Here is a 24780-nt window from a genome sequence, read left to right as displayed (position 1 = left end):
CCAACCTTGGTTGGCAGATGTTGAACACCGAGATGGATTGGCCAAGCAGCGCGCGCGCTGTTTCACCAATCACTTTCACCCCAGAGAGCTGTCACCCATGGGTATCAAATGCGGCATCGTCGGCCTGCCCAACGTCGGCAAGTCGACCCTGTTCAATGCGCTGACCAAGGCGGGTATCGCCGCGGCGAACTTCCCGTTCTGCACCATCGAGCCGAACGTCGGCATCGTGCCGGTGCCGGATCCGCGCCTGAACGAGCTGGCAGCGATCATCAACCCGCAGAAGGTCATCCCGACCGCGGTCGAGTTCGTCGACATCGCCGGCCTGGTGGCCGGTGCCGCCAGCGGTGAAGGCCTGGGCAACAAGTTCCTGGCACATATCCGCGAAGTCGATGCGATCACCCACGTGGTGCGCTGCTTCGAGAACGCCGACGTCATCCACGTCAACAACAAGGTCGACCCGATCTCGGACATCGAAACCATCGATACCGAACTGGCGCTGGCCGACCTGGACAGTGTCGAGAAGGCGCTGAACCGTGCCGAGCGCGCGGCCAAGGGCGGTGACAAGGACGCAGCGGCGCGCAAGCCGGTGCTGGCCAAGCTGCAGGCTGCGCTGTCGGACGGCAAGTCCGGCCGTTCGGTTGGCCTGGACGAGGAAGAGAGGGCGCTGGTGCGCGACCTGTTCCTGCTGACCCTGAAGCCGGTGATGTACATCGCCAACGTGCTGGAAGACGGGTTCGAGAACAACCCGCACCTGGACGCCGTGCGCGCGCATGCCGCCGCCGAAGGCGCGCAGGTGGTGCCGGTGTCGGCCGCGATCGAAGAAGAGCTGTCCCAGCTCGATGACGAAGACCGCGACACCTTCCTGGCCGATCTGGGCCTGAGCGAGCCGGGCCTGAACCGCGTGATCAACGCGGCCTACAGCCTGCTCGGCCTGCAGACCTACTTCACCGCTGGCGTGAAGGAAGTCCGCGCGTGGACCGTGCGCAAGGGTGCCACCGCCCCGCAGGCTGCCGCGGTCATTCACACCGACTTCGAGAAGGGCTTCATCCGCGCCGAAACCATCGCGTATGACGACTTCATCAAGTACAAGGGCGAAGCCGGCGCCAAGGAAGCTGGTCGCCTGCGCCTGGAAGGCAAGGAATACCGTGTGCAGGAAGGCGACATCCTGCACTTCCGCTTCAACGTCTGATCCAGCTGCATCGGATCGACCCCGGACGCCCCGCCTTGTGCGGGGCGTTCGCGTTTCCGGAGATGGACAAAAAAACACCACGTTGCGAAACGCTTGCTGTGTGATGCTCGCCGGCACTTGTCCACAGCAAACTCCCATCGCTTTCCACGTCGGATGTGGAAAACCGTGGGTCGGATCCCTTTCCACGGGAAAGGGCTCCGACCCCGATCAGTGCAGTCGGGCCGTGGACAAAATTTCACCACGCTTCGAAACGCCTGCGCTGCAATGCTCGCGCCCACTTGTCCACACCAAGTTCCCATCGCTCTCCACGTCCGGTGTGGAAAACAGTCGAAGGGGATGGACAAAAAGTCACCACGCCCGGAAACGCCTGTGAGACAAGGATCGCGCCCACTTGTCCACACCAAGTTCCCATCGCTTTCCACGTGCGGTGTGGAAAACCCGCGTGGCCCGCTCTGGTAGTCGCCCACCTTGGTGGGCGCGTGGCAGATCAGTGCCCACCAAGGTGGGCATCTACCAGAGCCAGGTTCCCAAACAACAAGGCCCGCCAATGGCGGGCCTTGTCGTCCACGTTCTGCAATGCGGCATGCCTTACAGCGCGCTACCGCCGAACTTGTGGGTGTACTGCAGGTTGATCGTGCGGCCGATGCTGTCGAACCAGGACACGTCGTAGTACGGGTACGCCGTGTACGTGGCGTCCTTCGGCGGCATCTTGTTGAACACGTTGACCACCGACAGCGACAGGCGCGAATGATCGTCGAAGCGGTACTGCAGCGACGCGTTGTAGCGGTAGGTCGCCTTGATGTACGGGCTGTCACCGCTGTCCCACTTGAACACCTGGTCGTAGCTGTCCGAGGTCGGCAGCTTGCCCAGGCGCGAACCGTAGACCGTGGCCGACCATGCAGCCTTCTCCCAGGTCACGCTCAGGCTGGTCTTGGTGCGCGGGATGTCGAAGTTGCTGTTGACCGCGAACTGGTCCTGGATCGGATCACCGGGGTAGCGCTGGAAATCGTGCTTCTTCACCCAGGTGTGGGTGCCGCTGAGGATGAAATCACCGATGCCGGTCTGCAGGCGGTAGCGCAGGCCGACGTCGATGCCGGAGGTCGATTCGCGGGCGACGTTGATCGGGGCGACGCGCACGCCGTACAGGCGGCCATCACTGGTGCGGGTGATGCGGTCGAGCGCGTCCACGCAGGTCGGCGAATTGATGTCGACGCTGCCGAGGCGGCAGTTCGCTTCGCTGGCCAGGATCGTGCGCACGTCCATGTCCTGCACCTGCTTGCGCATGTCGATGTCGAACCAGTCCAGCGACAGGTCCAGGCCGATCGCCGGCGACCAGACCAGGCCCGCACTCCACGAGGTGCTGGTTTCCGGGTCGAGCTGGCGGTTGCCGGTGCGGCTGCGGATCAGGTTGCGCTCGTAGTCGGAACAGTCGGTGGCGCCGTCGGCGCGGCAGCTGTACAGGTCCTCGGCGCTGGTCTCGTCATTGCCCGGGCCGGCGAATACATAGTGCAGGTCCGGCGCGCGGAAGGCAGTGCCGTATGAACCGCGCACCAGCAGGGTGTCGATCGGGCGCCATTCCAGGCCGCCACTCCAGGTCGCCTTGCCGATGGTGTTGCCGGAATAGCGGTACTGGTCGTAGCGACCGGCCACGCTCAGGTTGACCGTCTCGTGCAGCGGCATGCGCAGCTCTGCGGCGGTGGCCCAGCGGTTGCGTGAGCCCTTGCCGTCCGAATCCTTCCAGCTGTAGTAGTAGTACTGGGTGGCCAGCGGATCGGGGTTCAGCGAATACGCCTGCTGGCCCACTTCCACGGTCGCGGCGAAACCAGCGTCGCCGCCCGGCAGGCCGAACAGTGCGGAGTTGGTCACAGTGAAGGCAGCCGTCTCGGTGCGCGACTTCGGGGTGTAGGTGGTGCGTGCGGCGATCGAATCGTACTCGGCGCGGGTCAGCGGCCGGTACAGGCGTGACGGGTCGGCGTTGTAGATCGGGAAGCCGTCATCGTCCACGCCCAGCTGCGGGCCCAGGAACAGGTCATTGGCCTTGGCGGCGATGATCTGCGCCCAGCTGATCATCGACTGGTACTGCGAGTGGCTCAGGGCCGCTTCGTAGTCCCAGTTGCCGGCCAGATTGCCCTTGAAGCCGGTGGTCATGCTGAGGGTCTTTTGCGTGCTGCGTACCATCGCATTGCGCAGGCCGCCCATTTCTTCAGGCGAGAACTGGCGCTGCCAGAACTCGACCTCGCCGGTGGCCTGGTTGTTGAAGTAGCCCGACTCATCGCCAGTGGCATCCATGCGGCCCCACTTGGTGACGTCGCGCATCAGCGACATCGTGTGGTAGCCCAGCTGCACATCGGCGAACCACTGCTGGCCGTTGTCGAAGTCGTAGCTCAGCGAGGCGTAGCCATTGGCGCCGCGGCGCTTGCTGAGGATGGTGCCGTAGCCGATCGAGCTGTCGCTGCCGCAGTAGTAACCGTACTTCGGCCGATAGGCACGGTAGGTGCTGCCCTGGTTCTGCCCGGCCAGCGCTTCGCAGGTGGCCGCGCCCGGGTCCAGGTAGTCGTCGTTGTAGTCGGTGCGCAGATATGCGCGGCGGGCGATGCGCGAGCCTTCGGTGGGGCCGTCCTGGGTCGAATCCTGGATGTCGCGCTCGTAGGCCCACAGCGGGGTCTGCGATTGCAGCTCAACGCTGTACACCGCATTGAAGTTGCCGTGGCTGAAGCCGCTGGCGATGCTCACGTCGAACGACTCGCCACCGCCTTCGCTGGTGGTGCCCATGCGCATGTCGACGGTGGTGCCGTCGGCCTTCTTCTTCAGGATGAAGTTGACCACGCCGGCGATTGCATCCGAGCCGTAGATGGCCGAGGCGCTGCCGGTCAGCACTTCGATGCGTTCGATCATCCCCAGCGGGATGTTGGAGACGTCGGTGAAGTTGCTGCGGCCCTTGAACGGCATCGGGAAATCGGCGATGCGGCGGCCGTTGACCAGCACCAGCGTGTGGTTCGGGCCCAGGCCGCGCAGGTCCACCTGCTGGGCGCCCGGCGAGAAGTCGGCGCCACTGGACGACTGCTGGCTCTGCGTCTCGCCGCCGTTCTGGGTCATCGACCGCAGTACGTCGGGCACGGTGGTGAAGCCGCTGGAGCGGATCTGCTCGGCGCTGATCACCGTGATCGGGGCGGGGCCTTCAACCTGGGCGCGCGGAATGCGCGAACCGGTGACCTGCACCGCGTCCAGCTGTTGAACCGAAGAGGAAGCCGGAGCCTGGGCCGCCGCGGAAGCAGCCACGCCCATCAACGCCAGCTGGATCGACCACGCCATCGCCTTTCTACGCATGAGGAATTCTCAGAAATGAAGCCGGCCCGCAGAGGTGGGGCCCTGTCCCCCATTCAGATTTCTGGAATGGGCGCGCGCATTTAACGCCTTTTTTATGTCCTTGACTACTGGGTTCCTATCTGGCAAAGAGTGAAAACGCTTGCAAGTCGATTTTGTTCAGGGAGATCAAGATGCGACGCCTCCACAGAACCCTGCACGGCCCCTTTTCCTGGCTGGCGCTGCTGGCCCTGGCCTGGCCGCTGGCGGCGCCTGCGCAGGACCTGCAGGGCCCCGGTTTCGCCTATTACGAAGTCGGTGATCTGGAAGCCCCCCGGCCTGGTCCGCGCGCGCCAGCGATGATGCTGATGGGGGGCGGCGAGTGGGTGCCCGAGGCCTTCCAGTGGTGGCTGAAGCAGGCCGGCAACGGCCGTGTGCTGATCCTGCGCGCGTCGGGCAGCGATGAATTGCAGGACCGCCTGTACCGGGACATCGGCGGCACCACCGCCGTGCAGACCCTGGTCTTCGACAATCGCCGTGGCGCCGACGATCCGGCGGTACTGCGCGTGGTCGCTGCGGCCGACGCCATCTTCATTGCCGGCGGCGACCAGTCGCGCTACATCCGCTTCTGGAAAGGCACCGCGCTCAACCGCGCACTCAATGCCCACGTGCGCGCCGGCAAGCCGATTGCCGGCACCAGCGCCGGGCTGGCGATTCTGGGCGGCTATGCCTATGGCGCGATGGATGGCGGCAGCGTCACCTCCGCCGGTGCGCTGGCCGACCCGAAGGGCAGCGCGGTGACCATGGACAGCGGCTTCCTGCAGATGCCCTATCTGCAGCGCGTGGTCACCGATACCCACTTCGACAAGCGCGACCGCCTCGGCCGCCTGATCGTGTTCGTCGCCCGCGCCGTACAGGACAGTGGCGACCCGGACATCGTCGGCATCGGCGTCGATGAAGACACCGCCCTGTGCGTGGAGCCGGATGGCCAGGCGCAGGTCTACAGCGCTGATGGCGAAGGCAAGGTCTGGGTGGTCAGCCCCGGCCGTGATGCCGATCGCCTGGTCGAAGGCGAGCCGCTGCGCTTCCACGCCGTGCCGGTGACCGTGGTCGCCAGCGGCAGCCGCATGCGCCTGGACGACTTCCAGGCCGAGGCCGGCTATCAGGCGGTGGCCGACATCAGCGACGGCGAGATTGAGTTCACGCTTCGGTAGTGCCGGCCGCTGGCCGGCAACTCACTTCCCTGATACGCCCCTTGCCGGCCAGCGGCCGGCACTACCTTGCAATCCATTCCCTCGTTCTGCTGGAGACGTACCCGATGAAACTGCGCCTGGCGCTGTCCGCACTGTTGTCCCTGCCCATGCTTGCCCAGGCCGCGCCGGCCACCTCACCGCTGCTGGTCATCCACGGTGGCGCCGGTGTCGAGCGCAAGGACCTGTCGCCGGCCGAGGAAAAGGCTGCGCGTGACGCGCTGCGGGCGGCCCTGTTGAAGGGGCATGCGGAGCTGGCCGCCGGCCGTCCGGCGCTGGCAGCGGTCACCGCAGCGATCACCGTGCTGGAGGACGATCCGACCTTCAACGCCGGCAAGGGCGCGGTGTTCACCCACGATGGCCACAACGAGCTGGACGCGGCGGTGATGGATGGCGCGACCCAGGCCGCTGGTGCGGTGGCCGGCGTGCAGCGGGTGCGCAATCCGATCCTGCTGGCACAGACGGTGATGCAGAAGTCCCGGCACGTGATGATGGTCGGGCAGGGCGCCGAGTCCTTCGCGGTGGAGCAGGGCATGACCCTGGTCGATCCCTCGTACTTCCGGACCGACAAGCGCTGGCAGCAGCTGCAGCGGGCACTGAAGGAAGAGGCCAGCGGCCAGGCGCATGCTGACCTGGAGACCGCAAAGCACTTTGGTACCGTCGGCGCGGTTGCGCTGGATGCGCAGGGCCATCTCGCCGCCGGCACCTCCACCGGTGGCATGACCAACAAGCGCTACGGCCGTGTCGGCGACTCGCCGATCATTGGTGCCGGTACCTGGGCCGATGCCCGCTGTGCGGTGTCCGGTACCGGTTGGGGCGAGTACTACATCCGTACCGCGGCCGCGCACGAGATCTGCGCGCGCATGCGCTACCAGGGGCAGACGCCGGAGCAGGCCGGCAAGGGCGTGATCAACGAAACGATTCCGCAGATGGGTGGCGACGGTGGTGCCATCGTGCTGGCCGCAGACGGGAAAATGGCGGCGCCGTTCAACACCCAGGGCATGTACCGCGGCTGGATCGGGTCGGACGGAATCCCCCATGTCGCAATTTTCGCCAGCGAGTCCCTGGCAGTGCCCGCGCAATAGCCTTGCGTATCAATGGCTTTGCGACGCATGTGAAAAAAAGTGAAAAAAAGCGTTGACAGGTCTCCGCTTCATCTCCAGAATTGCGGGCTCACCACCACACACCGCAACGCTTCGGCGGCACGGAATGGGGTGGTAAGGAGGGATACCCAAGCGGCCAACGGGGGCAGACTGTAAATCTGCTGGCTTACGCCTTCGGTGGTTCGAATCCACCTCCCTCCACCAGTTTCACGTTGTGACATTCCCGGCGCGGGAGTAGTTCAATGGTAGAACCTCAGCCTTCCAAGCTGATGGTGCGGGTTCGATTCCCGTCTCCCGCTCCATTGAATGAACTTTGAATATTATCGAGTTCATGTCATAATGCAAAACTCGGCTCACGTAGCTCAGTCGGTAGAGCACTTCCTTGGTAAGGAAGAGGTCGAAGGTTCGATTCCTTTCGTGAGCACCATCTTAAGCACCACCTCTCAGACGAATTCGAGATAAGCAGCCATGGCCAAGGGTAAGTTCGAGCGCACCAAGCCGCACGTCAATGTCGGCACCATCGGTCACGTCGACCACGGCAAGACCACGCTGACCGCCGCACTGACCAAGATCGGTGCCGAGCGCTTCGGTGGCGAGTTCAAGGACTACTCCTCGATCGACGCCGCGCCGGAAGAAAAGGCTCGTGGTATCACGATCTCGACCGCGCACGTCGAATACGAATCCGAGAAGCGTCACTACGCCCACGTCGATTGCCCGGGCCACGCTGACTACGTCAAGAACATGATCACCGGTGCTGCCCAGATGGACGGCGCGATCCTGGTCTGCTCGGCCGCTGACGGCCCGATGCCGCAGACCCGCGAGCACATCCTGCTGTCGCGTCAGGTCGGCGTGCCGTACATCGTCGTGTTCCTGAACAAGGCCGACATGGTCGACGACGCCGAGCTGCTCGAGCTGGTCGAAATGGAAGTGCGCGAGCTGCTGAGCAAGTACGACTTCCCGGGCGACGACACCCCGATCATCGCGGGTTCGGCCCGTCTGGCGCTGGAAGGCGACCAGAGCGACATCGGCGTGCCGGCCATCCTGAAGCTGGTCGACGCCCTGGACAGCTGGATTCCGGAGCCGGAGCGTGCGATCGACAAGCCGTTCCTGATGCCGGTGGAAGACGTGTTCTCGATCTCGGGCCGCGGCACCGTGGTGACCGGTCGTATCGAGCGCGGCATCATCAAGGTCGGCGACGAAATCGAAATCGTCGGTATCCGTCCGGTGCAGAAGACCACCGTGACCGGCGTTGAAATGTTCCGCAAGCTGCTGGACCAGGGTCAGGCAGGCGACAACGCTGGCCTGCTGCTGCGCGGCACCAAGCGTGACGACGTCGAGCGTGGCCAGGTTCTGGCCAAGCCGGGTTCGATCAAGCCGCACACCAAGTTCGAAGGCGAAGTGTACGTGCTGTCGAAGGATGAGGGCGGCCGTCACACCCCGTTCTTCAACGGCTACCGTCCGCAGTTCTACTTCCGCACCACCGACATCACCGGTGCAGCCCAGCTGCCGGAAGGCGTCGAAATGGTGATGCCGGGTGACAACGTCAAGATGGTCGTCACCCTGATCAACCCGGTGGCAATGGACGAAGGCCTGCGCTTCGCCATCCGCGAAGGCGGCCGTACCGTCGGCGCCGGCGTGGTCTCGAAGATCATCGAGTAAGCCTGCAGTACCGGCGGTTGCATAGCGCCGCCGGTTACGCGAATGGCGGGCCGGGAACCTCGGTCCGCCTTCGCCGTCTAAGGGAAGGCAAGTTTTATCACGTACGCCAGTAGCTCAATTGGCAGAGCAGCGGTCTCCAAAACCGCAGGTTGGGGGTTCGAGTCCCTCCTGGCGTGCCATCTGCCCACCTTATCCAGCGGCCTGGGCCGCTAAAGCAGACACAGCCGGATGAATAGCAAGATCGAACATTCCAAGGACAACTCCGCCAACGGCGGGGATATCGTCAAGTACGTTGCCGCATCACTGCTGGTGCTGGCGGGTCTGTTCGTCTGGTTCTGGTTCTCCGCCGACTCCGGTCGCGCCGCCCAGCTGGGTGCGTGGGCGGGTCAGCTGCGTGCGTTGGCGGTTGTGGTCGGTCTGGTTGGCGGTATCGGCGTGTTCATGCTGACCGGCAAGGGGCGCGACACCCGCGAATTCCTCTCCGAGTCGCGCTTTGAACTGCGCAAGGTTGTCTGGCCGACGCGCCAGGAAGCCGTCCGCATGACCTGGGTCGTGATCGTCGTGGTCCTTATCCTCAGCCTGCTGCTGGGTGGCTTCGACTTCCTGATCCAGAAACTGACTCAGTGGTTCCTGAGCCGCTAAGGAGAATTGCATGAAGCGTTGGTACGTCGTTCACGCCTATTCGGGCTTCGAGAAGTCGGTGGCGCAGGCCCTGCGCGATCGCATCGTCCGTGACGGCATGGAAGAGCGCTTCGGCGACGTCCTGGTTCCGACCGAGGAAGTGATCGAGATGCGCGCCGGCCAGAAGCGCCGCTCCGAGCGCAAGTTCTTCCCGGGTTACGTGCTGGTCCAGATCGAGACCCACGAAGAGGCGGGCATTCCGCGCATCGACAACGAAAGCTGGCACCTGGTCAAGGAAACCCCGCGCGTCATGGGCTTCATCGGCGGTACCGCCGATCGTCCGCTGCCGATCGCCGATTCCGAGGCCGAAGCCATCCTGAATCGCGTTCAGGAAGGTGTCGAGAAGCCGCGTCCGAAGGTGCTGTTCGAGCCGGGCCAGATGGTCCGTGTCACCGACGGTCCGTTCAACGATTTCAATGGCGTGGTCGAAGAAGTCAATTACGAGAAGAGCCGTCTGCGCGTCTCGGTGCTGATCTTCGGTCGTGCCACTCCGGTCGAGCTCGAGTTCGGCCAGGTCGAAAAGGCCGTCTGATCCGGCTGTAGAGTCGAGCCATGCTCGACTGCGGAGTCTGGATGGCGGTGCAGTCGAGCATGGCTCGACTCTACAGAAGGAACCGGGCCTTGCCCGGTTTCCTTCGTTTATGTGCCGCTTCAGGCATGTGAAGAAAAAACCTGATATAGTGCGCGGCTCCCCGCTGGGAAGCCAGCAGGACGAGGCCGCCGCAAGGTGGCCTTCAGCATGATTTCAAAACGCGATGCCGGGACGCGTGATTCCCGGTCCGATGGGGAGCCTGTTGTCGCAAGGCGCTAGCACCCGGAGAGCATACTCATGGCAAAGAAAGTTGTCGGTTACATCAAGCTGCAGGTGAAGGCCGGTCAGGCCAACCCCTCGCCGCCGGTCGGTCCTGCGCTGGGTCAGCGCGGCCTGAACATCATGGAATTCTGCAAGGCGTTCAACGCTGCCACGCAGAAGCTCGAGCCGGGTCTGCCGGTTCCGGTGATCATCACGGCCTACTCGGACCGTACGTTCACCTTCATCACCAAGAGCACCCCGGCCACCACTCTGCTGAAGAAGGCCGCTGGCATCTCGTCGGGCTCCAAGCGCCCGAACACCGAGAAGGTCGGCAAGGTCACCCGTAAGCAGCTGGAAGAGATCGCCAAGGCGAAGGAACCGGATCTGACTGCCGCCGACCTGGACGCCGCCGTGCGTACCATCGCTGGCTCTGCCCGTTCCATGGGCCTCGTGGTGGAGGGTTAAGAAGATGGCACAGACCAAGCGTGAGAAGGCCATCAAGGCCGCTGTCGTTCCGGGCAAGGCATACGCCTTCGAGGACGCGATCAACATCCTGAAGACCGCCACCAAGGCCAAGTTCGTCGAGTCGATCGACGTGTCCGTGCGCCTGGGCGTCGATGCGAAGAAGTCCGACCAGCAGGTCCGTGGCTCCACCGTGCTGCCGGCTGGTACCGGCAAGTCGGTCCGCGTCGCCGTGTTCGCTCCGGCCGGTGCCAAGGCTGACGAAGCCCTGGCCGCTGGCGCCGAAGCCGTCGGTATGGACGATCTGGCCGAGAAGATGCAGGCCGGCGATCTGAACTACGACGTCGTCATCGCGACCCCGGATGCCATGCGCGTTGTCGGTAAGCTGGGCACCGTGCTGGGCCCGCGCGGCCTGATGCCGAACCCGAAGGTCGGCACCGTTTCCCCGAACCCGGGTGAAGCCGTGAAGAATGCCAAGTCGGGTCAGGTGCGCTACCGCACCGACAAGGCCGGCATCATCCATTGCACCATCGGCAAGGCCGACTTCGCCGAAGACGCGCTGAAGTCGAACCTGACCGCGCTGCTGCTGGACCTGATCAAGGCCAAGCCGGCCACCTCGAAGGGCACCTACCTGCAGAAGGTTTCGGTCAGCTCGACGATGGGCCCGGGCGTCACCGTCGACCAGTCGTCGCTGACCCTGAAGTAATTGTTTCAAGCGGTCACGGTGCCCTGGGTGCCGTGACCGTGACATTTGAAGGCATCGCCGGCAGCACATCGCCGGTGGTAGCCGTCAAAGACCGCAGGCGCGGTCATGGCAATACCGGCGACGGGCACGGAAGCTCGAACTGGCAGGGAGTCGCCGCCGGAGCAGTCATGAGCGCTTAATCGATTCCCCGGAATCACCCTGCGTAGATGGTGCCCTTCTGGAGTTTTTCTGGTTCACGCATGTCTGGGATTTCCCTGATTGCCTCCAGGTCTGGAACGGCCCACCCCCCGGAGCATCATTCCGATGTTCCCGGCGTCCAGGACGGATGCTGCACAGGACCGCACACGGCAGGAGCCGTAAGCGGAGTTCAATAGGAGGAGTGCAATGGCTCTCAATCTGTCCCAGAAGCAAGAAGTAGTCGCCGAGCTGGCAGACATCGCCGCCAAGGCCCACTCCTTGATCGCAGCCGAATACGCTGGCACCACGGTCGCCCAGATGACCGCGATGCGCAAGCAGGCTCGTGAAACCGGTGTTTTCTTGAAGGTTGTCAAGAACACCCTGGCTTCGCGCGCCGTTGAAGGCACCGAGTTCGCAGTCGCCCAGGACCAGATGGTTGGTCCGCTGCTGTACGCGTTCTCGCTTGAGGAGCCCGGCGCAGCCGGTCGCCTGATCAAGGAAGCTGCCAAGGGCAACGACAAGCTGAAGGCTAAGGTCGTCGCCATCGGTGGTGAAGTGTTCCCGGCAAGCCATGTCGACGTGCTGGCCTCGCTGCCGACCCGCGACCAGGCCCTGGCAATGCTGGCCCGCGTCCTGACCGAGCCGGTCACGATGTTCGCCCGCGCCATCAAGGCAATTGGCGACAAGCAGAATGGTGGCGACGTCGCCGCCGACGCTGCTGAGCCGGCCGCCGAGACCGCCTGAGTTTCGACTTACCGTGGTTCCTGACGGAACCTCAACCCAGAAAATCATCCAAAGGTATTAATCATGTCCCTTACCAACGAACAGATCGTCGACGCCATCGCCGAGAAGTCCCTGATGGAAGTGATGGAGCTGGTCAAGGCCATCGAAGAGAAGTTCGGCGTCTCCGCCGCTGCTCCGGTTGCCGTGGCTGCTGCCGCTGGCCCGGCCGCTGCTGTTGAAGAGCAGACCGAGTTCACCGTCACCCTGAAGTCGGCCGGCGACAAGAAGGTCGAAGTCATCAAGGCCGTCCGCGCCATCACCGGCCTGGGCCTGAAGGAAGCGAAGGACCTGGCCGAAGCCGGTGGCGTCCTGAAGGATGCCGCTTCGAAGGACGAAGCCGAGAAGATGAAGAAGGACCTGGAAGCTGCTGGCGCGACTGTCGAAGTCAAGTAAGCACTTCCTTTGCATCGTCATCGATTCACGGCGATGCAGCCAAGGCTGGGGGCGTAAGCCCCCGGCCTTTGGTCGTTGTTGCGGTGCGGGTAGAGTCGACTGTTAGTCGACTGCTGTGAAAAAGGTCGACTAACAGTCGACTCTACCGTTCCAGATGCAGAAAAAAGCCCAACACGGGCTGCAGTCAAACCCCGGCAAGCCAGCGCGGAGCGCGGCAGCAGGGGCGTGGTAGCAGACGAGTTGGCAGTTGGAAGTAGCGGGAGAAGGCGTGCTGGTGCCGGCAATACCAGCGACTTCCAACTGACAATTTCAAGTTCCCTTCGGATCGTGGGCGCACGATCCGCACAACAAGGTGGAAGACCTCATGACGTCCTATTCGTTCACCGAAAAAAAGCGTATCCGCAAGGATTTCGGCAAGCAGCGTTCGATTCTCGAAGTGCCGTTCCTGCTCGCCATCCAGGTGGATTCCTACCGTGAATTCCTGCAGGAAAACGTCGATCCGGCCAAGCGCACGGACCACGGCCTGCACGCTGCGCTGAAGTCGGTCTTCCCGATCGCCAGCTACAGCGGCAATGCTGCCCTGGAATACGTCGGCTACAAGCTGGGCGAACCGGTCTTCGACGAGCGTGAGTGCCGCCAGCGTGGCATGAGCTACGGCGCGCCGCTGCGCGTGACCGTGCGCCTGGTGATCTACGACCGTGAGTCGTCGACCAAGGCCATCAAGTACGTGAAGGAGCAGGAGGTCTATCTGGGCGAAATCCCGCTGATGACCGAAAACGGCACCTTCATCGTCAACGGCACCGAGCGCGTCATCGTCTCGCAGCTGCACCGTTCGCCGGGCGTGTTCTTCGATCACGACCGTGGCAAGACCCACAGCTCGGGCAAGCTGCTGTACAGCGCCCGCATCATTCCTTACCGCGGCTCCTGGCTGGACTTCGAGTTCGACCCGAAGGACGCGCTGTTCACCCGTATCGACCGTCGCCGCAAGCTGCCGGTGTCGATCCTGCTGCGTGCGCTGGGCTACAGCAACGAAGAGATGCTGGCCGAGTTCTTCGAGATCAACACCTTCCACATCAACCCGGATGAAGGCGTCCAGCTGGAGCTGGTGCCGGAGCGCCTGCGCGGCGAAACCCTGGGCTTCGACCTCGCCGACGGCGACAAGGTCATCGTGGAAGCCGGCAAGCGCATCACCGCGCGCCACATCAAGCAGCTGGAAGCCTCGGGCATCGCCGCCCTGGCCGTGCCGGACGACTACATCGTCGGCCGCATCCTGTCGCACGACGTGGTCGATGCTTCGACCGGCGAACTGCTGGCCCAGGCCAACGACGAGATCACCGACGAGCAGCTGCAGGCCTTCCGCAAGGCCGGTGTGGATGCCGTGGGCACCCTGTGGGTGAACGATCTGGATCGTGGCCCGTACCTGTCCAACACCCTGCGCATCGACCCGACCAAGACCCAGCTGGAAGCCCTGGTCGAGATCTACCGCATGATGCGTCCGGGCGAACCGCCGACCAAGGACGCCGCGCAGAACCTGTTCCACAACCTGTTCTTCACCTTCGAGCGCTACGACCTGTCTGCGGTCGGCCGCATGAAGTTCAACCGTCGCGTGGGCCGCAAGGAAACCACCGGCGAAGCCGTGCTGTACGACCGCAAGTACTACGGCGAGCGCAACGACGAAGAGTCCAAGCGCCTGGTTGCCGCCCACGGCGACAGCTCGGACATCCTGGACGTGATCAAGGTCCTGACCGAGATCCGCAACGGTCGCGGCGTGGTCGATGACATCGATCACCTGGGCAACCGTCGCGTGCGTTCGGTCGGTGAAATGGCCGAGAACGTGTTCCGCGTGGGCCTGGTCCGCGTCGAGCGCGCGGTCAAGGAACGCCTGTCGATGGCGGAGTCGGAAGGCCTGACTCCGCAGGAGCTGATCAACGCCAAGCCGGTGGCTGCGGCGATCAAGGAATTCTTCGGCTCCTCGCAGCTGTCGCAGTTCATGGATCAGAACAACCCGCTGTCGGAAGTCACGCACAAGCGTCGCGTCTCGGCCCTGGGGCCGGGCGGTCTGACCCGTGAGCGCGCCGGCTTCGAAGTGCGCGACGTGCACCCGACCCATTACGGCCGCGTCTGCACCATCGAAACCCCGGAAGGCCCGAACATCGGCCTGATCAACTCGCTGGCCGTGTACGCCCGCACCAACCAGTACGGTTTCCTCGAGACCCCGTACCGCAAGGTCGTGGACGGCAAGGTCTATGACGAAGTCGAGTTCCTGTCGGCCATCGAAGAAAACGAGTACGTCATTGCGCAGGCCAACGCGCTGACCAATGCCGACAGCGTGCTGACCGAACAGTTCGTTCCTTGCCGCTTCCAGGGCGAATCGCTGCTGAAGCCGCCGGCGGAAGTCCACTTCATGGACGTGTCGCCGATGCAGACCGTGTCGATCGCGGCCGCGCTGGTTCCGTTCCTGGAGCACGATGACGCCAACCGTGCACTGATGGGCGCCAACATGCAGCGTCAGGCCGTGCCGACCCTGCGTGCGCAGAAGCCGCTGGTCGGTACCGGCATCGAGCGCGCCGTGGCGCGTGACTCCGGTGTGACCGTGAACGCCCGTCGTGGTGGCGAGATCGTGCAGATCGATGCCGCCCGCATCGTGGTCAAGGTGGTCGAGGAAGAAATCGTCGGTGCCACCGACGCCGGCGTCGACATCTACAACCTGGTCAAGTACACCCGTTCGAACCAGAACACCTGCATCAACCAGCGTCCGCTGGTCCAGGTGGGTGACATCATCGCCCGCGGCGATGTGCTGGCCGACGGTCCGTCCACCGACATCGGCGAACTGGCTCTGGGCCAGAACATGCTGATCGCGTTCATGCCGTGGAACGGCTACAACTTCGAAGACTCCATCCTGCTTTCCGAGCGCGTGGTGGAAGAGGATCGCTACACCACGATCCACATCGAAGAGCTGACCTGCGTCGCGCGTGATACCAAGCTGGGGCCGGAGGAAATCTCCGCCGACATCCCGAACGTTTCCGAGCAGGCGCTGAACCGCCTGGACGAAAGCGGCGTGGTGTACATCGGTGCCGAAGTCCGCGCCGGCGACATCATGGTCGGCAAGGTCACCCCGAAGGGCGAAAGCCAGCTGACCCCGGAAGAGAAGCTGCTGCGCGCGATCTTCGGCGAGAAGGCGTCGGACGTGAAGGACAGCTCGCTGCGCGTGCCGCCGGGCATGGACGGCACCGTCATCGATGTGCAGGTCTTCACCCGCGACGGCATCGAGAAGGACAAGCGCGCCCGTCAGATCGAAGAGTCTGAAATCAAGCGCGTCAAGAAGGACTTCGACGACCAGTTCCGCATCCTGGAAGCGGCCATCTACATGCGTCTGCGTTCGCAGATCGTGGGCAAGGTGGTCAACGGTGGCGCCAGCCTGAAGAAGGGCGACGTCATCACCGACGCCTTCCTGGACGGCCTGAAGAAGGCTGACTGGTTCGCCCTGCGCATGAAGGACGAAGACGCTTCGGAAGCCATCGAGCGCGCCCAGAAGCAGATCCAGGCGCACGAGAAGGAATTCGAGCGTCGTTTCGCCGACAAGCGCGGCAAGATCACTGCTGGCGATGACCTCGCCCCGGGCGTGCTGAAGATGGTCAAGGTGTTCCTGGCCGTGAAGCGCCGCATCCAGCCGGGCGACAAGATGGCAGGCCGCCACGGCAACAAGGGTGTGGTGTCCAACGTGGTGCCGGTCGAGGACATGCCGTACATGGCCTCGGGCGAAACCGTGGACATCGTGCTGAACCCGCTGGGCGTGCCGTCGCGTATGAACATCGGCCAGATTCTGGAAGTGCACCTGGGCTGGGCAGCCAAGGGCCTGGGTCGCAAGATCCAGGCGATGATGGAAGCCCAGGCTGCGGTCGCCGACCTGCGCAAGTTCCTGGACGACATCTACAACCACGACGACACCAACGTGGCCAACCGTGTCGACCTGTCGCAGTTCAGCGACGAGGAGCTGCTGCGTCTGGCCCGTAACCTCACCGACGGCGTGCCGATGGCCACCCCGGTGTTCGACGGCGCCACCGAAGCGGAAATCAAGCGCATGCTGGAACTGGCCGACCTGCCGAGCAGTGGCCAGACCCAGCTGTACGACGGCCGCACCGGTGAAGCGTTCGATCGCCACACCACCGTCGGTTACATGCACTACCTGAAGCTGAACCACCTGGTCGACGACAAGATGCACGCGCGTTCGACCGGTCCGTACTCGCTCGTCACCCAGCAGCCGCTGGGCGGCAAGGCGCAGTTCGGCGGCCAGCGCTTCGGTGAAATGGAAGTCTGGGCGCTGGAAGCCTACGGCGCGGCCTACACCCTGCAGGAAATGCTGACGGTGAAGTCCGATGACGTGCAGGGCCGCAACCAGATGTACAAGAACATCGTCGACGGTGAGCACGAGATGGTCGCGGGCATGCCGGAATCCTTCAACGTGCTCGTGAAGGAAATCCGCTCGCTGGCCATCAACATGGAACTGGAAGACAACTGATCCATGCCGGCGCGGCGGTCCGCCGCCGCGCCGCTGGCAGTCAACTGAAAGCCCATCGACACAGCATTCCTCCTTCTGGAGAACACCATGAAAGACCTGCTCAACCTCTTCAACCAGCAGCGCCAGACGCTGGACTTCGACGCGATCAAGATCGCGCTGGCCTCGCCGGACCTGATCCGTTCGTGGTCCTTCGGCGAAGTGAAGAAGCCGGAAACCATCAACTACCGTACCTTCAAGCCGGAACGTGACGGCCTGTTCTGCGCCGCCATCTTCGGCCCGGTGAAGGACTACGAGTGCCTGTGCGGCAAGTACAAGCGCATGAAGCACCGTGGTGTCGTGTGCGAGAAGTGCGGCACCGAAGTGACCCTGGCCAAGGTGCGCCGCGAGCGCATGGGCCACATCGACCTGGCTTCGCCGGTCGCACACATCTGGTTCCTGAAGTCGCTGCCGTCGCGCATCGGCCTGATGCTGGACATGACCCTGCGCGACATCGAGCGCGTGCTGTACTTCGAAGCGTACGTGGTGACCGAGCCGGGCCTGACCGCCCTGGAGCGCCGCCAGCTGCTGACCGAAGAACAGTACCTCCAGGCCCGCCAGGAGCACGGTGACGACTTCGACGCCGCCATGGGCGCCGAGGCCGTGTACGAGCTGCTGCGCACCATCGACCTGCAGTCGGAAATGACCCGCCTGCGCGAAGAAATCGCCAGCACCGGTTCGGAAACCAAGCTCAAGCGCCTCACCAAGCGCATCAAGCTGATCGAAGCCTTCCTGGAATCGGGCAACCGTCCGGAGTGGATGGTCATGACCGTGCTGCCGGTGCTGCCGCCGGACCTGCGTCCGCTGGTTCCGCTGGATGGCGGCCGCTTCGCGACCTCCGACCTGAACGACCTGTACCGCCGCGTCATCAACCGCAACAACCGCCTGCGCCGCCTGCTCGAACTGAGCGCGCCGGACATCATCGTGCGCAATGAAAAGCGCATGCTGCAGGAATCGGTCGATGCGCTGCTGGACAACGGCCGTCGCGGCCGTGCCATCACCGGCACCAACAAGCGCCCGCTGAAGTCGCTGGCCGACATGATCAAGGGCAAGCAGGGCCGCTTCCGCCAGAACCTGCTCGGCAAGCGCGTCGACTACTCGGGCCGTTCGGTCATCGTGGTCGGTCCGTACCTGCGCCTGCACCAGTGCGGCCTGCCGAAGAAGATGGCGCTCGAACTGTTCAAGCCGTTCGTGTTCGCCAAGCTGCAGCGTCGTGGCCTGGCCACCACCATCAAGGCCGCCAAGAAGCTGGTCGAGCGCGAAGAAGCCGAAGTCTGGGACATCCTGGAAGAGGTCATCCGCGAACATCCGGTGATGCTGAACCGTGCGCCGACCCTGCACCGTCTGGGCATCCAGGCGTTCGAGCCGGTGCTGATCGAAGGCAAGGCCATCCAGCTGCACCCGCTGGTCTGCACCGCGTTCAATGCCGACTTCGACGGTGACCAGATGGCCGTCCACGTGCCGCTCTCGCTGGAAGCCCAGCTGGAAGCGCGTGCGCTGATGATGTCGACCAACAACATCCTGTCGCCGGCCAACGGCGAGCCGATCATCGTGCCGTCGCAGGACGTCGTGCTGGGTCTGTACTACATGACCCGCTCGCTGGAAAACAAGAAGGGCGAGGGCATGGCCTTCGCCAACATCGCCGAAGTCAAGCGCGCCTACGACAACCGCGTGGTGGAACTGCACGCACGCGTCAAGGTCCGCATCACCGAGGTGGTGACCGACGAAGACGGCATCAAGCAGAACAAGACCTCGATCGTGGACACCACGATCGGTCGCGCCCTGCTGGCTGAAATCCTCCCGGAAGGCCTGCCGTTCGCGCTGGCCAACACCGAGCTGACCAAGAAGAACATCAGCCGCCTGATCAACTCCAGCTACCGCCAGCTGGGCTTGAAGGACACGGTCGTGTTCGCCGACAAGCTGATGTACACCGGCTTCGCCTACGCGACCCGCGCCGGCGTCTCGATCGGCATCGACGACATGCTGATCCCGGACGAGAAGAAGGGCATCCTCACCGAGGCCGAAGCCGAAGTGCTGGAAATCCAGGAGCAGTACCAGTCGGGCCTGGTCACCGCTGGCGAGCGCTACAACAAGGTGGTCGACATCTGGTCGCGCACCAACGAGCGCATCGCCAAGGCGATGATGGACACCATCGGTACCGAGAAGGTCGTCAATGCCAAGGGCGAGACCATCGACCAGAAGTCGATGAACTCGCTGTACATCATGGCCGACTCCGGTGCCCGTGGTAGCCAGGCGCAGATTCGTCAGCTGGCCGGTATGCGCGGCCTGATGGCGCGTCCGGATGGCTCGATCATCGAGACGCCCATCAAGGCGAACTTCCGTGAAGGCCTGAACGTGCAGGAGTACTTCAACTCCACCCACGGTGCCCGTAAGGGTCTGGCCGATACCGCGCTGAAGACCGCGAACTCGGGTTACCTGACCCGTCGTCTGGTCGACGTGGCGCAGGACGTGGTGATCACCGAGGTGGATTGCGGTACCACCGAAGGCCTGATCATGACCCCGATCGTGGAAGGCGGCGACGTGGTCGAGCCGTTGAAGGATCGTGTGCTGGGTCGCGTGGTTGCCGAGGACGTGTTCCTGCCGGGCAACGACGAAGATCCCATCGTCACCCGCAACACCCTGCTCGACGAAGCCTGGGTGGCCAAGCTGGAAGATGCCGGCGTGCAGACCATCAAGGTCCGCTCGACCATCTCCTGCGAATCCGCCTTCGGCGTCTGCGGTCGCTGCTACGGCCGCGATCTGGCCCGTGGCCACATCGTCAACATCGGTGAAGCGGTCGGCGTCATCGCCGCACAGTCCATCGGTGAGCCGGGTACCCAGCTGACCATGCGTACGTTCCACATCGGTGGTGCGGCGTCGCGTGCGGCTGCGGTCGACAACATCACCGTCAAGACCACCGGCTCGGTCAAGTTCAGCAACCTCAAGTCGGTCGAGCATGCCAATGGCTCGCTGGTGGCAGTGTCGCGTTCGGGCGAAATCTCGGTGCTCGATGCTCACGGCCGTGAGCGTGAGCGCTACAAGCTGCCGTACGGCTCGATGATCGCCTCCAAGGATGGCGATGCAGTGAAGGCTGGCCAGACCGTGGCCAACTGGGATCCGCATAACCACCCGATCGTTTCGGAAGTGGCCGGTTTCATCCGCTTCATCGACTTCATCGACGGCGTCACCGTCATCGAGAAGACCGACGAGCTGACTGGCCTGGCCTCGCGCGAGATCACCGATCCGAAGCGCCGCGGCGCTCAGGCCAAGGATCTGCGCCCGATCGTCCGCATCGTCGACGCCAAGGGCAACGACCTGACCATTCCGGGTACCGATCTGCCGGCGCAGTACCTGCTGCCGCCGCGCTCGATCGTCAACCTGCAGGACGGCGCCGCTGTCGGCGTGGGCGACGTGGTTGCCAAGATCCCGCAGGAAGCCTCCAAGACCCGTGACATCACCGGTGGTCTGCCGCGCGTGGCCGATCTGTTCGAAGCGCGCAAGCCGAAGGATCCGGCGGTGCTGGCCGAGCGTTCGGGCATCATCAGCTTCGGCAAGGACACCAAGGGCAAGCAGCGCCTGATCATCAAGGACACCGATGGTTCGGAGCACGAAGAGCTGATTCCGAAGTACCGCCAGGTGATCGTGTTCGAAGGTGAACACGTGACCAAGGGCGAAACCATCGTGGACGGCGAGCCGAGCCCGCAGGACATCCTGCGCCTGCTGGGTGTCGAGCCGCTGGCTGCCTACCTGGTCAAGGAAATCCAGGACGTGTACCGCCTGCAGGGCGTGAAGATCAACGACAAGCACATCGAGGTGATCACCCGCCAGATGCTGCGCAAGGTCGAGATCACCGATCAGGGCAGCAGCAAGTTCCTGAACGGCGAACAGGTCGAACGCCAGCGCGTTATCGAGGAGAATGCACGCCTCGGTGCCCGCAACGAGCTGATCGCCCGCTTCGATCCGGTGCTGCTGGGTATCACCAAGGCCTCGCTGGCTACCGAGTCGTTCATCTCGGCGGCCTCCTTCCAGGAGACCACCCGCGTGCTGACCGAGGCTGCCGTCCGCGGCACCAAGGACAACCTGCGCGGCCTGAAGGAAAACGTGATCGTCGGCCGCCTGATCCCGGCCGGTACCGGTCTGTCGTACCACAGCAACCGCCGCCGCGGCGCTTCGGGTCTGACCGACTCGGAGATGCAGGCCCTGACCGGCACCCCGGCTGCAGTCGAGGCGCCGGCCGTTGAAGCCGAAGCTGAACAGGCGTCTGGCGAAGAATGAGGTATCAGGTCCGGCCGAGAGGCCGGACCACCCCATCGGTTCATCGATGGGATTGGGAAAGGGCAGGGGGGATCGTCCGCGATCCACCCTGCCAACCTGAACGGGGTACATGGAGGCCCCCCAGTAACGTTCCAGGATCAGGAACGGGCTTGACAGGAGGCGTTTGACTGCTTTCCTGGCAGGTTGCTACAATCGTCTGTCTCAGCAGGCCAGAATTTTGGCCTGCTTTAACATTTCCGCATCTCTGGCCGGATTTCCGGCCACCAATCAGAAGAACCTACTGATGGCGACGATTAACCAGCTGGTCCGCAAGCCGCGGCAAGCTACTACGTACAAGAGTGCCTCGCCGGCGCTCGACAAGTGCCCGCAGCGCCGTGGCGTCTGCACCCGCGTTTACACCACCACTCCGAAGAAGCCGAACTCGGCTCTGCGCAAGGTTGCCAAGGTTCGCCTGACCAACCAGGAAGAGGTGATCTCCTACATCGGTGGTGAAGGCCACAACCTGCAGGAGCACTCCGTGGTCCTGATCCGTGGCGGTCGCGTCAAGGATCTGCCGGGTGTGCGTTACCACACCGTTCGTGGCTCGCTCGACGCCGCCGGCGTCGCCAAGCGTCGCCAGGCCCGTTCCAAGTACGGCGCCAAGCGTCCGAAGGCCTAAGGAGAGAGCATATGTCGCGTAAGGGTAATACTCCGCAGCGTTCCGTCCTGCCCGATCCGAAGCACGGAAGCGAAACCATCGCCCGCTTCATCAACATGGTCATGCAGAGCGGCAAGAAGTCCGTCGCCGAAAAGATCGTGTACGGCGCCATGGACGTGATCACCGAGAAGAACAGCAGCGCCAACGCCATTGAACTGGTGCAGAAGGCGCTGGACAACGTTGCTCCGGCGGTCGAAGTGAAGTCGCGTCGCGTCGGCGGCGCCACCTATCAGGTGCCGGTCGAAGTGCGTTCGTCGCGCAAGATGGCCCTGGCCATGCGCTGGCTGATCGACTCCGCGCGCAAGCGTGGTGAGAACACCATGCCGAAGAAGCTGGCTGCTGAACTGATCGACGCCTCGGAAAACCGTGGCGGCGCCATCAAGAAGCGCGAAGAAACCCACCGCATGGCCGAAGCCAACAAGGCATTCGCCCACTACCGCTGGTGAGTTTGACGGCCTTGTAAAACAGGCAGGGCAGCACCATTACGGTGCTGCCTCGCGGTCCCGGAAGGACTGCGCCAATCCGAAGGCCGCCGCAAGGCGGCGTTCGGCCATCCGAAATCCAAGAAATCTGAGAGGCTCCCCGTGGCCCGTTCCACTCCCATCGAGCGTTACCGTAACTTCGGCATCATGGCCCACATCGATGCCGGCAAGACCACCACGTCCGAGCGCATCCTGTTCTACACCGGCAAGAGCCACAAGATCGGTGAAGTGCACGACGGCGCCGCCACCATGGACTGGATGGAGCAGGAGCAGGAGCGTGGCATCACGATCCAGTCCGCTGCGACCACCGCGTTCTGGAAGGGCATGGACAAGTCCCTGCCGGAGCACCGTTTCAACATCATCGACACCCCCGGGCACGTTGACTTCACCATCGAAGTCGAGCGTTCGCTGCGCGTGCTCGACGGTGCGGTGTTCGTGCTGTGTGCCGTCGGTGGCGTGCAGCCGCAGTCGGAAACCGTGTGGCGCCAGGCCAACCGTTACAAGGTGCCGCGCATCGCGTTCGTCAACAAGATGGACCGCACCGGTGCCAACTTCTACAAGGTCCGTGACCAGCTGAAGGCAAAGCTCGGCGCCGTCGCCGTGCCGATGCAGCTGCCGATCGGCGCTGAAGAGGGCTTCAAGGGCGTTGTCGACCTGCTGAAGATGAAGGCCATCCATTGGGATGAAGCCTCGCAGGGCATGAAGTTCGAATACGGCGACATCCCGGCCGACCTGCAGGAAAAGGCTGAAGAAGCCCGTACCTTCATGATCGAAGCCGCGGCTGAAGCCAACGAAGAGCTGATGGAAAAGTACCTGGGCGGCGAAGAGCTGGCCGAGGCTGAAATCATCAATGCGCTGCGTACCCGCACCCTGGCCACCGAGATCGTGCCGATGTACTGCGGCTCGGCGTTCAAGAACAAGGGCGTGCAGGCCATGCTCGACGGCGTGATCCAGCTGCTGCCGTCGCCGGTCGACGTGCCGGACGTGACCGGTACCGACGTGGACGACGAAAACGTCGCCATGAGCCGCAAGTCGGACGACAAGGCTCCGTTCTCGTCGCTGGCCTTCAAGATCATCACCGATCCGTTCGTCGGCGCGCTGACCTTCTTCCGCGTCTACTCGGGCACCCTGAACGGTGGCGACACCGTGCTGAACTCGGTGAAGGGCAAGAAGGAGCGCATCGGCCGCATCCTGCAGATGCATTCGAACAACCGCGAAGAGATCAAGGAAGTTCTGGCCGGTGACATCGCCGCTGCCGTGGGCCTGAAGGACACCACCACCGGTGACACCCTGTGCTCGATCGACCAGCCGATCATCCTGGAGCGCATGACGTTCCCGGAGCCGGTGATCTCGATGGCTGTCGAGCCGAAGACCAAGTCGGACCAGGAAAAGATGGGTCTGGCTCTGGGTCGCCTGGCGCAGGAAGATCCGTCGTTCCGCGTCAAGACCGACGAAGAATCCGGCCAGACCATCATCTCGGGCATGGGCGAGCTGCACCTGGACATCATCGTCGACCGCCTGAAGCGCGAGTTCAACGTTGAAGCCAACGTCGGCGCGCCGCAGGTGGCCTACCGCGAAACCATCACCCTGGCCGACGTCAAGTCGGACTACAAGCACGCCAAGCAGTCCGGTGGTAAGGGTCAGTACGGTCACGTCGTGATCGAGCTGTCGCCGCTGACCGCTGCAGACCGTGCCGATGCCAAGCTGGCCCCGGCGATCAAGGATGACTTCCTGTTCGTCAATGACATCACCGGCGGCGTGATCCCGAAGGAATTCATTCCTTCGATCGAAAAGGGCCTGCGCGAAACCATCACCAGCGGTCCGCTGGCTGGCTTCCCGGTGGTGGATGTCAAGGTCAAGCTGGTGTTCGGCTCGTACCACGACGTCGACTCCTCGGAAATGGCGTTCAAGCTCGCTTCGTCGATGGCCTTCAAGCAGGGCTTCGCCAAGGCCAAGCCGGTTCTGCTGGAGCCGATCATGAAGGTCGAGATCGTGACCCCGGAGGATTACCAGGGTGACGTGATGGGCGACGTCAGCCGTCGTCGCGGCGTGCTGCAGGGTTCCGACACCACCGGTGACGGTTCGGCCAGCATCATCAACGCGATGATCCCGCTGGGTGAAATGTTCGGCTACGCCACTGCGCTGCGTTCGCAGACCCAGGGCCGTGCCACCTTCACCATGGAATTCGATCACTACGAGCCGGCGCCGAACAACATCGCCGAAGCCGTCATGAAGAAGGGCTGAGCCTCGCTCAGCCTCTCCTGAAAACCAC

At 63.6% G+C, this 24780-nt stretch carries 16 protein-coding genes and 4 tRNA genes; 19 read left to right on the top strand and 1 reads right to left on the bottom strand.

Annotation, left to right across the window (positions count from 1 at the left end; all coding sequences use genetic code 11):
* Positions 1-97 precede the first annotated feature (97 nt).
* On the top strand, positions 98-1189 hold the full coding sequence (gene ychF, locus V9K93_RS04995) for a redox-regulated ATPase YchF (RefSeq protein ID WP_046983098.1): 1092 nt from the start codon (positions 98-100) through the stop codon (positions 1187-1189).
* Positions 1190-1777: 588 nt separating this feature from the next.
* Here the strand turns inward: ychF and V9K93_RS04990 are convergent.
* Positions 1778-4516: a TonB-dependent receptor plug domain-containing protein gene (locus tag V9K93_RS04990; RefSeq protein WP_337302148.1), complete on the bottom strand. Its 2739-nt coding sequence runs from the start codon at positions 4514-4516 to the stop codon at positions 1778-1780.
* Between the two features lie 170 nt (positions 4517-4686).
* On the opposite strand from V9K93_RS04990, the gene V9K93_RS04985 reads away from it, so the two are divergent.
* The 18 genes from V9K93_RS04985 to fusA all read left to right on the top strand — a co-directional run bounded on the left by V9K93_RS04985 (position 4687) and on the right by fusA (position 24752).
* A complete protein-coding gene (locus V9K93_RS04985; RefSeq protein WP_337302147.1) occupies positions 4687-5706 on the top strand; it encodes a cyanophycinase in 1020 nt (339 codons plus the stop codon).
* Between the two features lie 104 nt (positions 5707-5810).
* Positions 5811-6827: an isoaspartyl peptidase/L-asparaginase family protein gene (locus V9K93_RS04980; RefSeq protein WP_046983096.1), complete on the top strand. Its 1017-nt coding sequence runs from the start codon at positions 5811-5813 to the stop codon at positions 6825-6827.
* Positions 6828-6963: 136 nt separating this feature from the next.
* Positions 6964-7049, top strand: a tRNA-Tyr gene (locus V9K93_RS04975).
* 24 nt (positions 7050-7073) lie between these two features.
* Positions 7074-7147: transfer RNA gene (locus V9K93_RS04970), tRNA-Gly, on the top strand.
* A gap of 49 nt (positions 7148-7196) precedes the next feature.
* A tRNA-Thr gene (locus tag V9K93_RS04965) sits at positions 7197-7272 on the top strand.
* A 41-nt stretch (positions 7273-7313) separates the two neighbouring features.
* Positions 7314-8504: an elongation factor Tu gene (tuf, locus tag V9K93_RS04960; protein WP_012510154.1), complete on the top strand. Its 1191-nt coding sequence runs from the start codon at positions 7314-7316 to the stop codon at positions 8502-8504.
* 103 nt (positions 8505-8607) lie between these two features.
* A tRNA-Trp gene (locus tag V9K93_RS04955) sits at positions 8608-8683 on the top strand.
* A 49-nt stretch (positions 8684-8732) separates the two neighbouring features.
* Positions 8733-9146: a preprotein translocase subunit SecE gene (gene secE / locus V9K93_RS04950; protein ID WP_004145202.1), complete on the top strand. Its 414-nt coding sequence runs from the start codon at positions 8733-8735 to the stop codon at positions 9144-9146.
* A 10-nt stretch (positions 9147-9156) separates the two neighbouring features.
* On the top strand, positions 9157-9717 hold the full coding sequence (gene nusG / locus V9K93_RS04945) for a transcription termination/antitermination protein NusG (RefSeq protein WP_004145203.1): 561 nt from the start codon (positions 9157-9159) through the stop codon (positions 9715-9717).
* A 297-nt stretch (positions 9718-10014) separates the two neighbouring features.
* Entirely contained in the window at positions 10015-10443 is a 429-nt protein-coding gene (rplK, locus tag V9K93_RS04940; RefSeq protein WP_004145248.1) for a 50S ribosomal protein L11, read from the top strand.
* 4 nt (positions 10444-10447) lie between these two features.
* A complete protein-coding gene (gene rplA, locus V9K93_RS04935; RefSeq protein WP_004145250.1) occupies positions 10448-11146 on the top strand; it encodes a 50S ribosomal protein L1 in 699 nt (232 codons plus the stop codon).
* A 384-nt stretch (positions 11147-11530) separates the two neighbouring features.
* On the top strand, positions 11531-12067 hold the full coding sequence (gene rplJ / locus V9K93_RS04930; protein ID WP_004145252.1) for a 50S ribosomal protein L10: 537 nt from the start codon (positions 11531-11533) through the stop codon (positions 12065-12067).
* 63 nt (positions 12068-12130) lie between these two features.
* Positions 12131-12499, top strand: coding sequence for a 50S ribosomal protein L7/L12 (gene rplL, locus V9K93_RS04925; RefSeq protein WP_004145253.1), 369 nt, complete (start codon positions 12131-12133; stop codon positions 12497-12499).
* Positions 12500-12863: 364 nt separating this feature from the next.
* Positions 12864-17018, top strand: coding sequence for a DNA-directed RNA polymerase subunit beta (gene rpoB / locus V9K93_RS04920; RefSeq protein ID WP_046988086.1), 4155 nt, complete (start codon positions 12864-12866; stop codon positions 17016-17018).
* A gap of 87 nt (positions 17019-17105) precedes the next feature.
* Entirely contained in the window at positions 17106-21329 is a 4224-nt protein-coding gene (gene rpoC / locus V9K93_RS04915; protein WP_046988087.1) for a DNA-directed RNA polymerase subunit beta', read from the top strand.
* Positions 21330-21612: 283 nt separating this feature from the next.
* Positions 21613-21987 (top strand): 30S ribosomal protein S12, encoded by a 375-nt coding sequence (gene rpsL, locus V9K93_RS04910; protein ID WP_004145320.1) that lies wholly within the window; start codon positions 21613-21615, stop codon positions 21985-21987.
* 11 nt (positions 21988-21998) lie between these two features.
* Positions 21999-22472 (top strand): 30S ribosomal protein S7, encoded by a 474-nt coding sequence (gene rpsG / locus V9K93_RS04905; protein WP_004145321.1) that lies wholly within the window; start codon positions 21999-22001, stop codon positions 22470-22472.
* Positions 22473-22610: 138 nt separating this feature from the next.
* Positions 22611-24752 (top strand): elongation factor G, encoded by a 2142-nt coding sequence (gene fusA / locus V9K93_RS04900; protein ID WP_065722846.1) that lies wholly within the window; start codon positions 22611-22613, stop codon positions 24750-24752.
* Positions 24753-24780 lie beyond the last annotated feature (28 nt).

The organism is Stenotrophomonas sp. CCNWLW162, assembly GCF_037203745.1.
In the GTDB taxonomy this organism is placed as follows: domain Bacteria; phylum Pseudomonadota; class Gammaproteobacteria; order Xanthomonadales; family Xanthomonadaceae; genus Stenotrophomonas; species Stenotrophomonas maltophilia_AQ.
The sequence above is the reverse complement of the archived record's forward strand: the minus strand, read 5'-3'. Positions and strand labels throughout refer to the sequence as shown.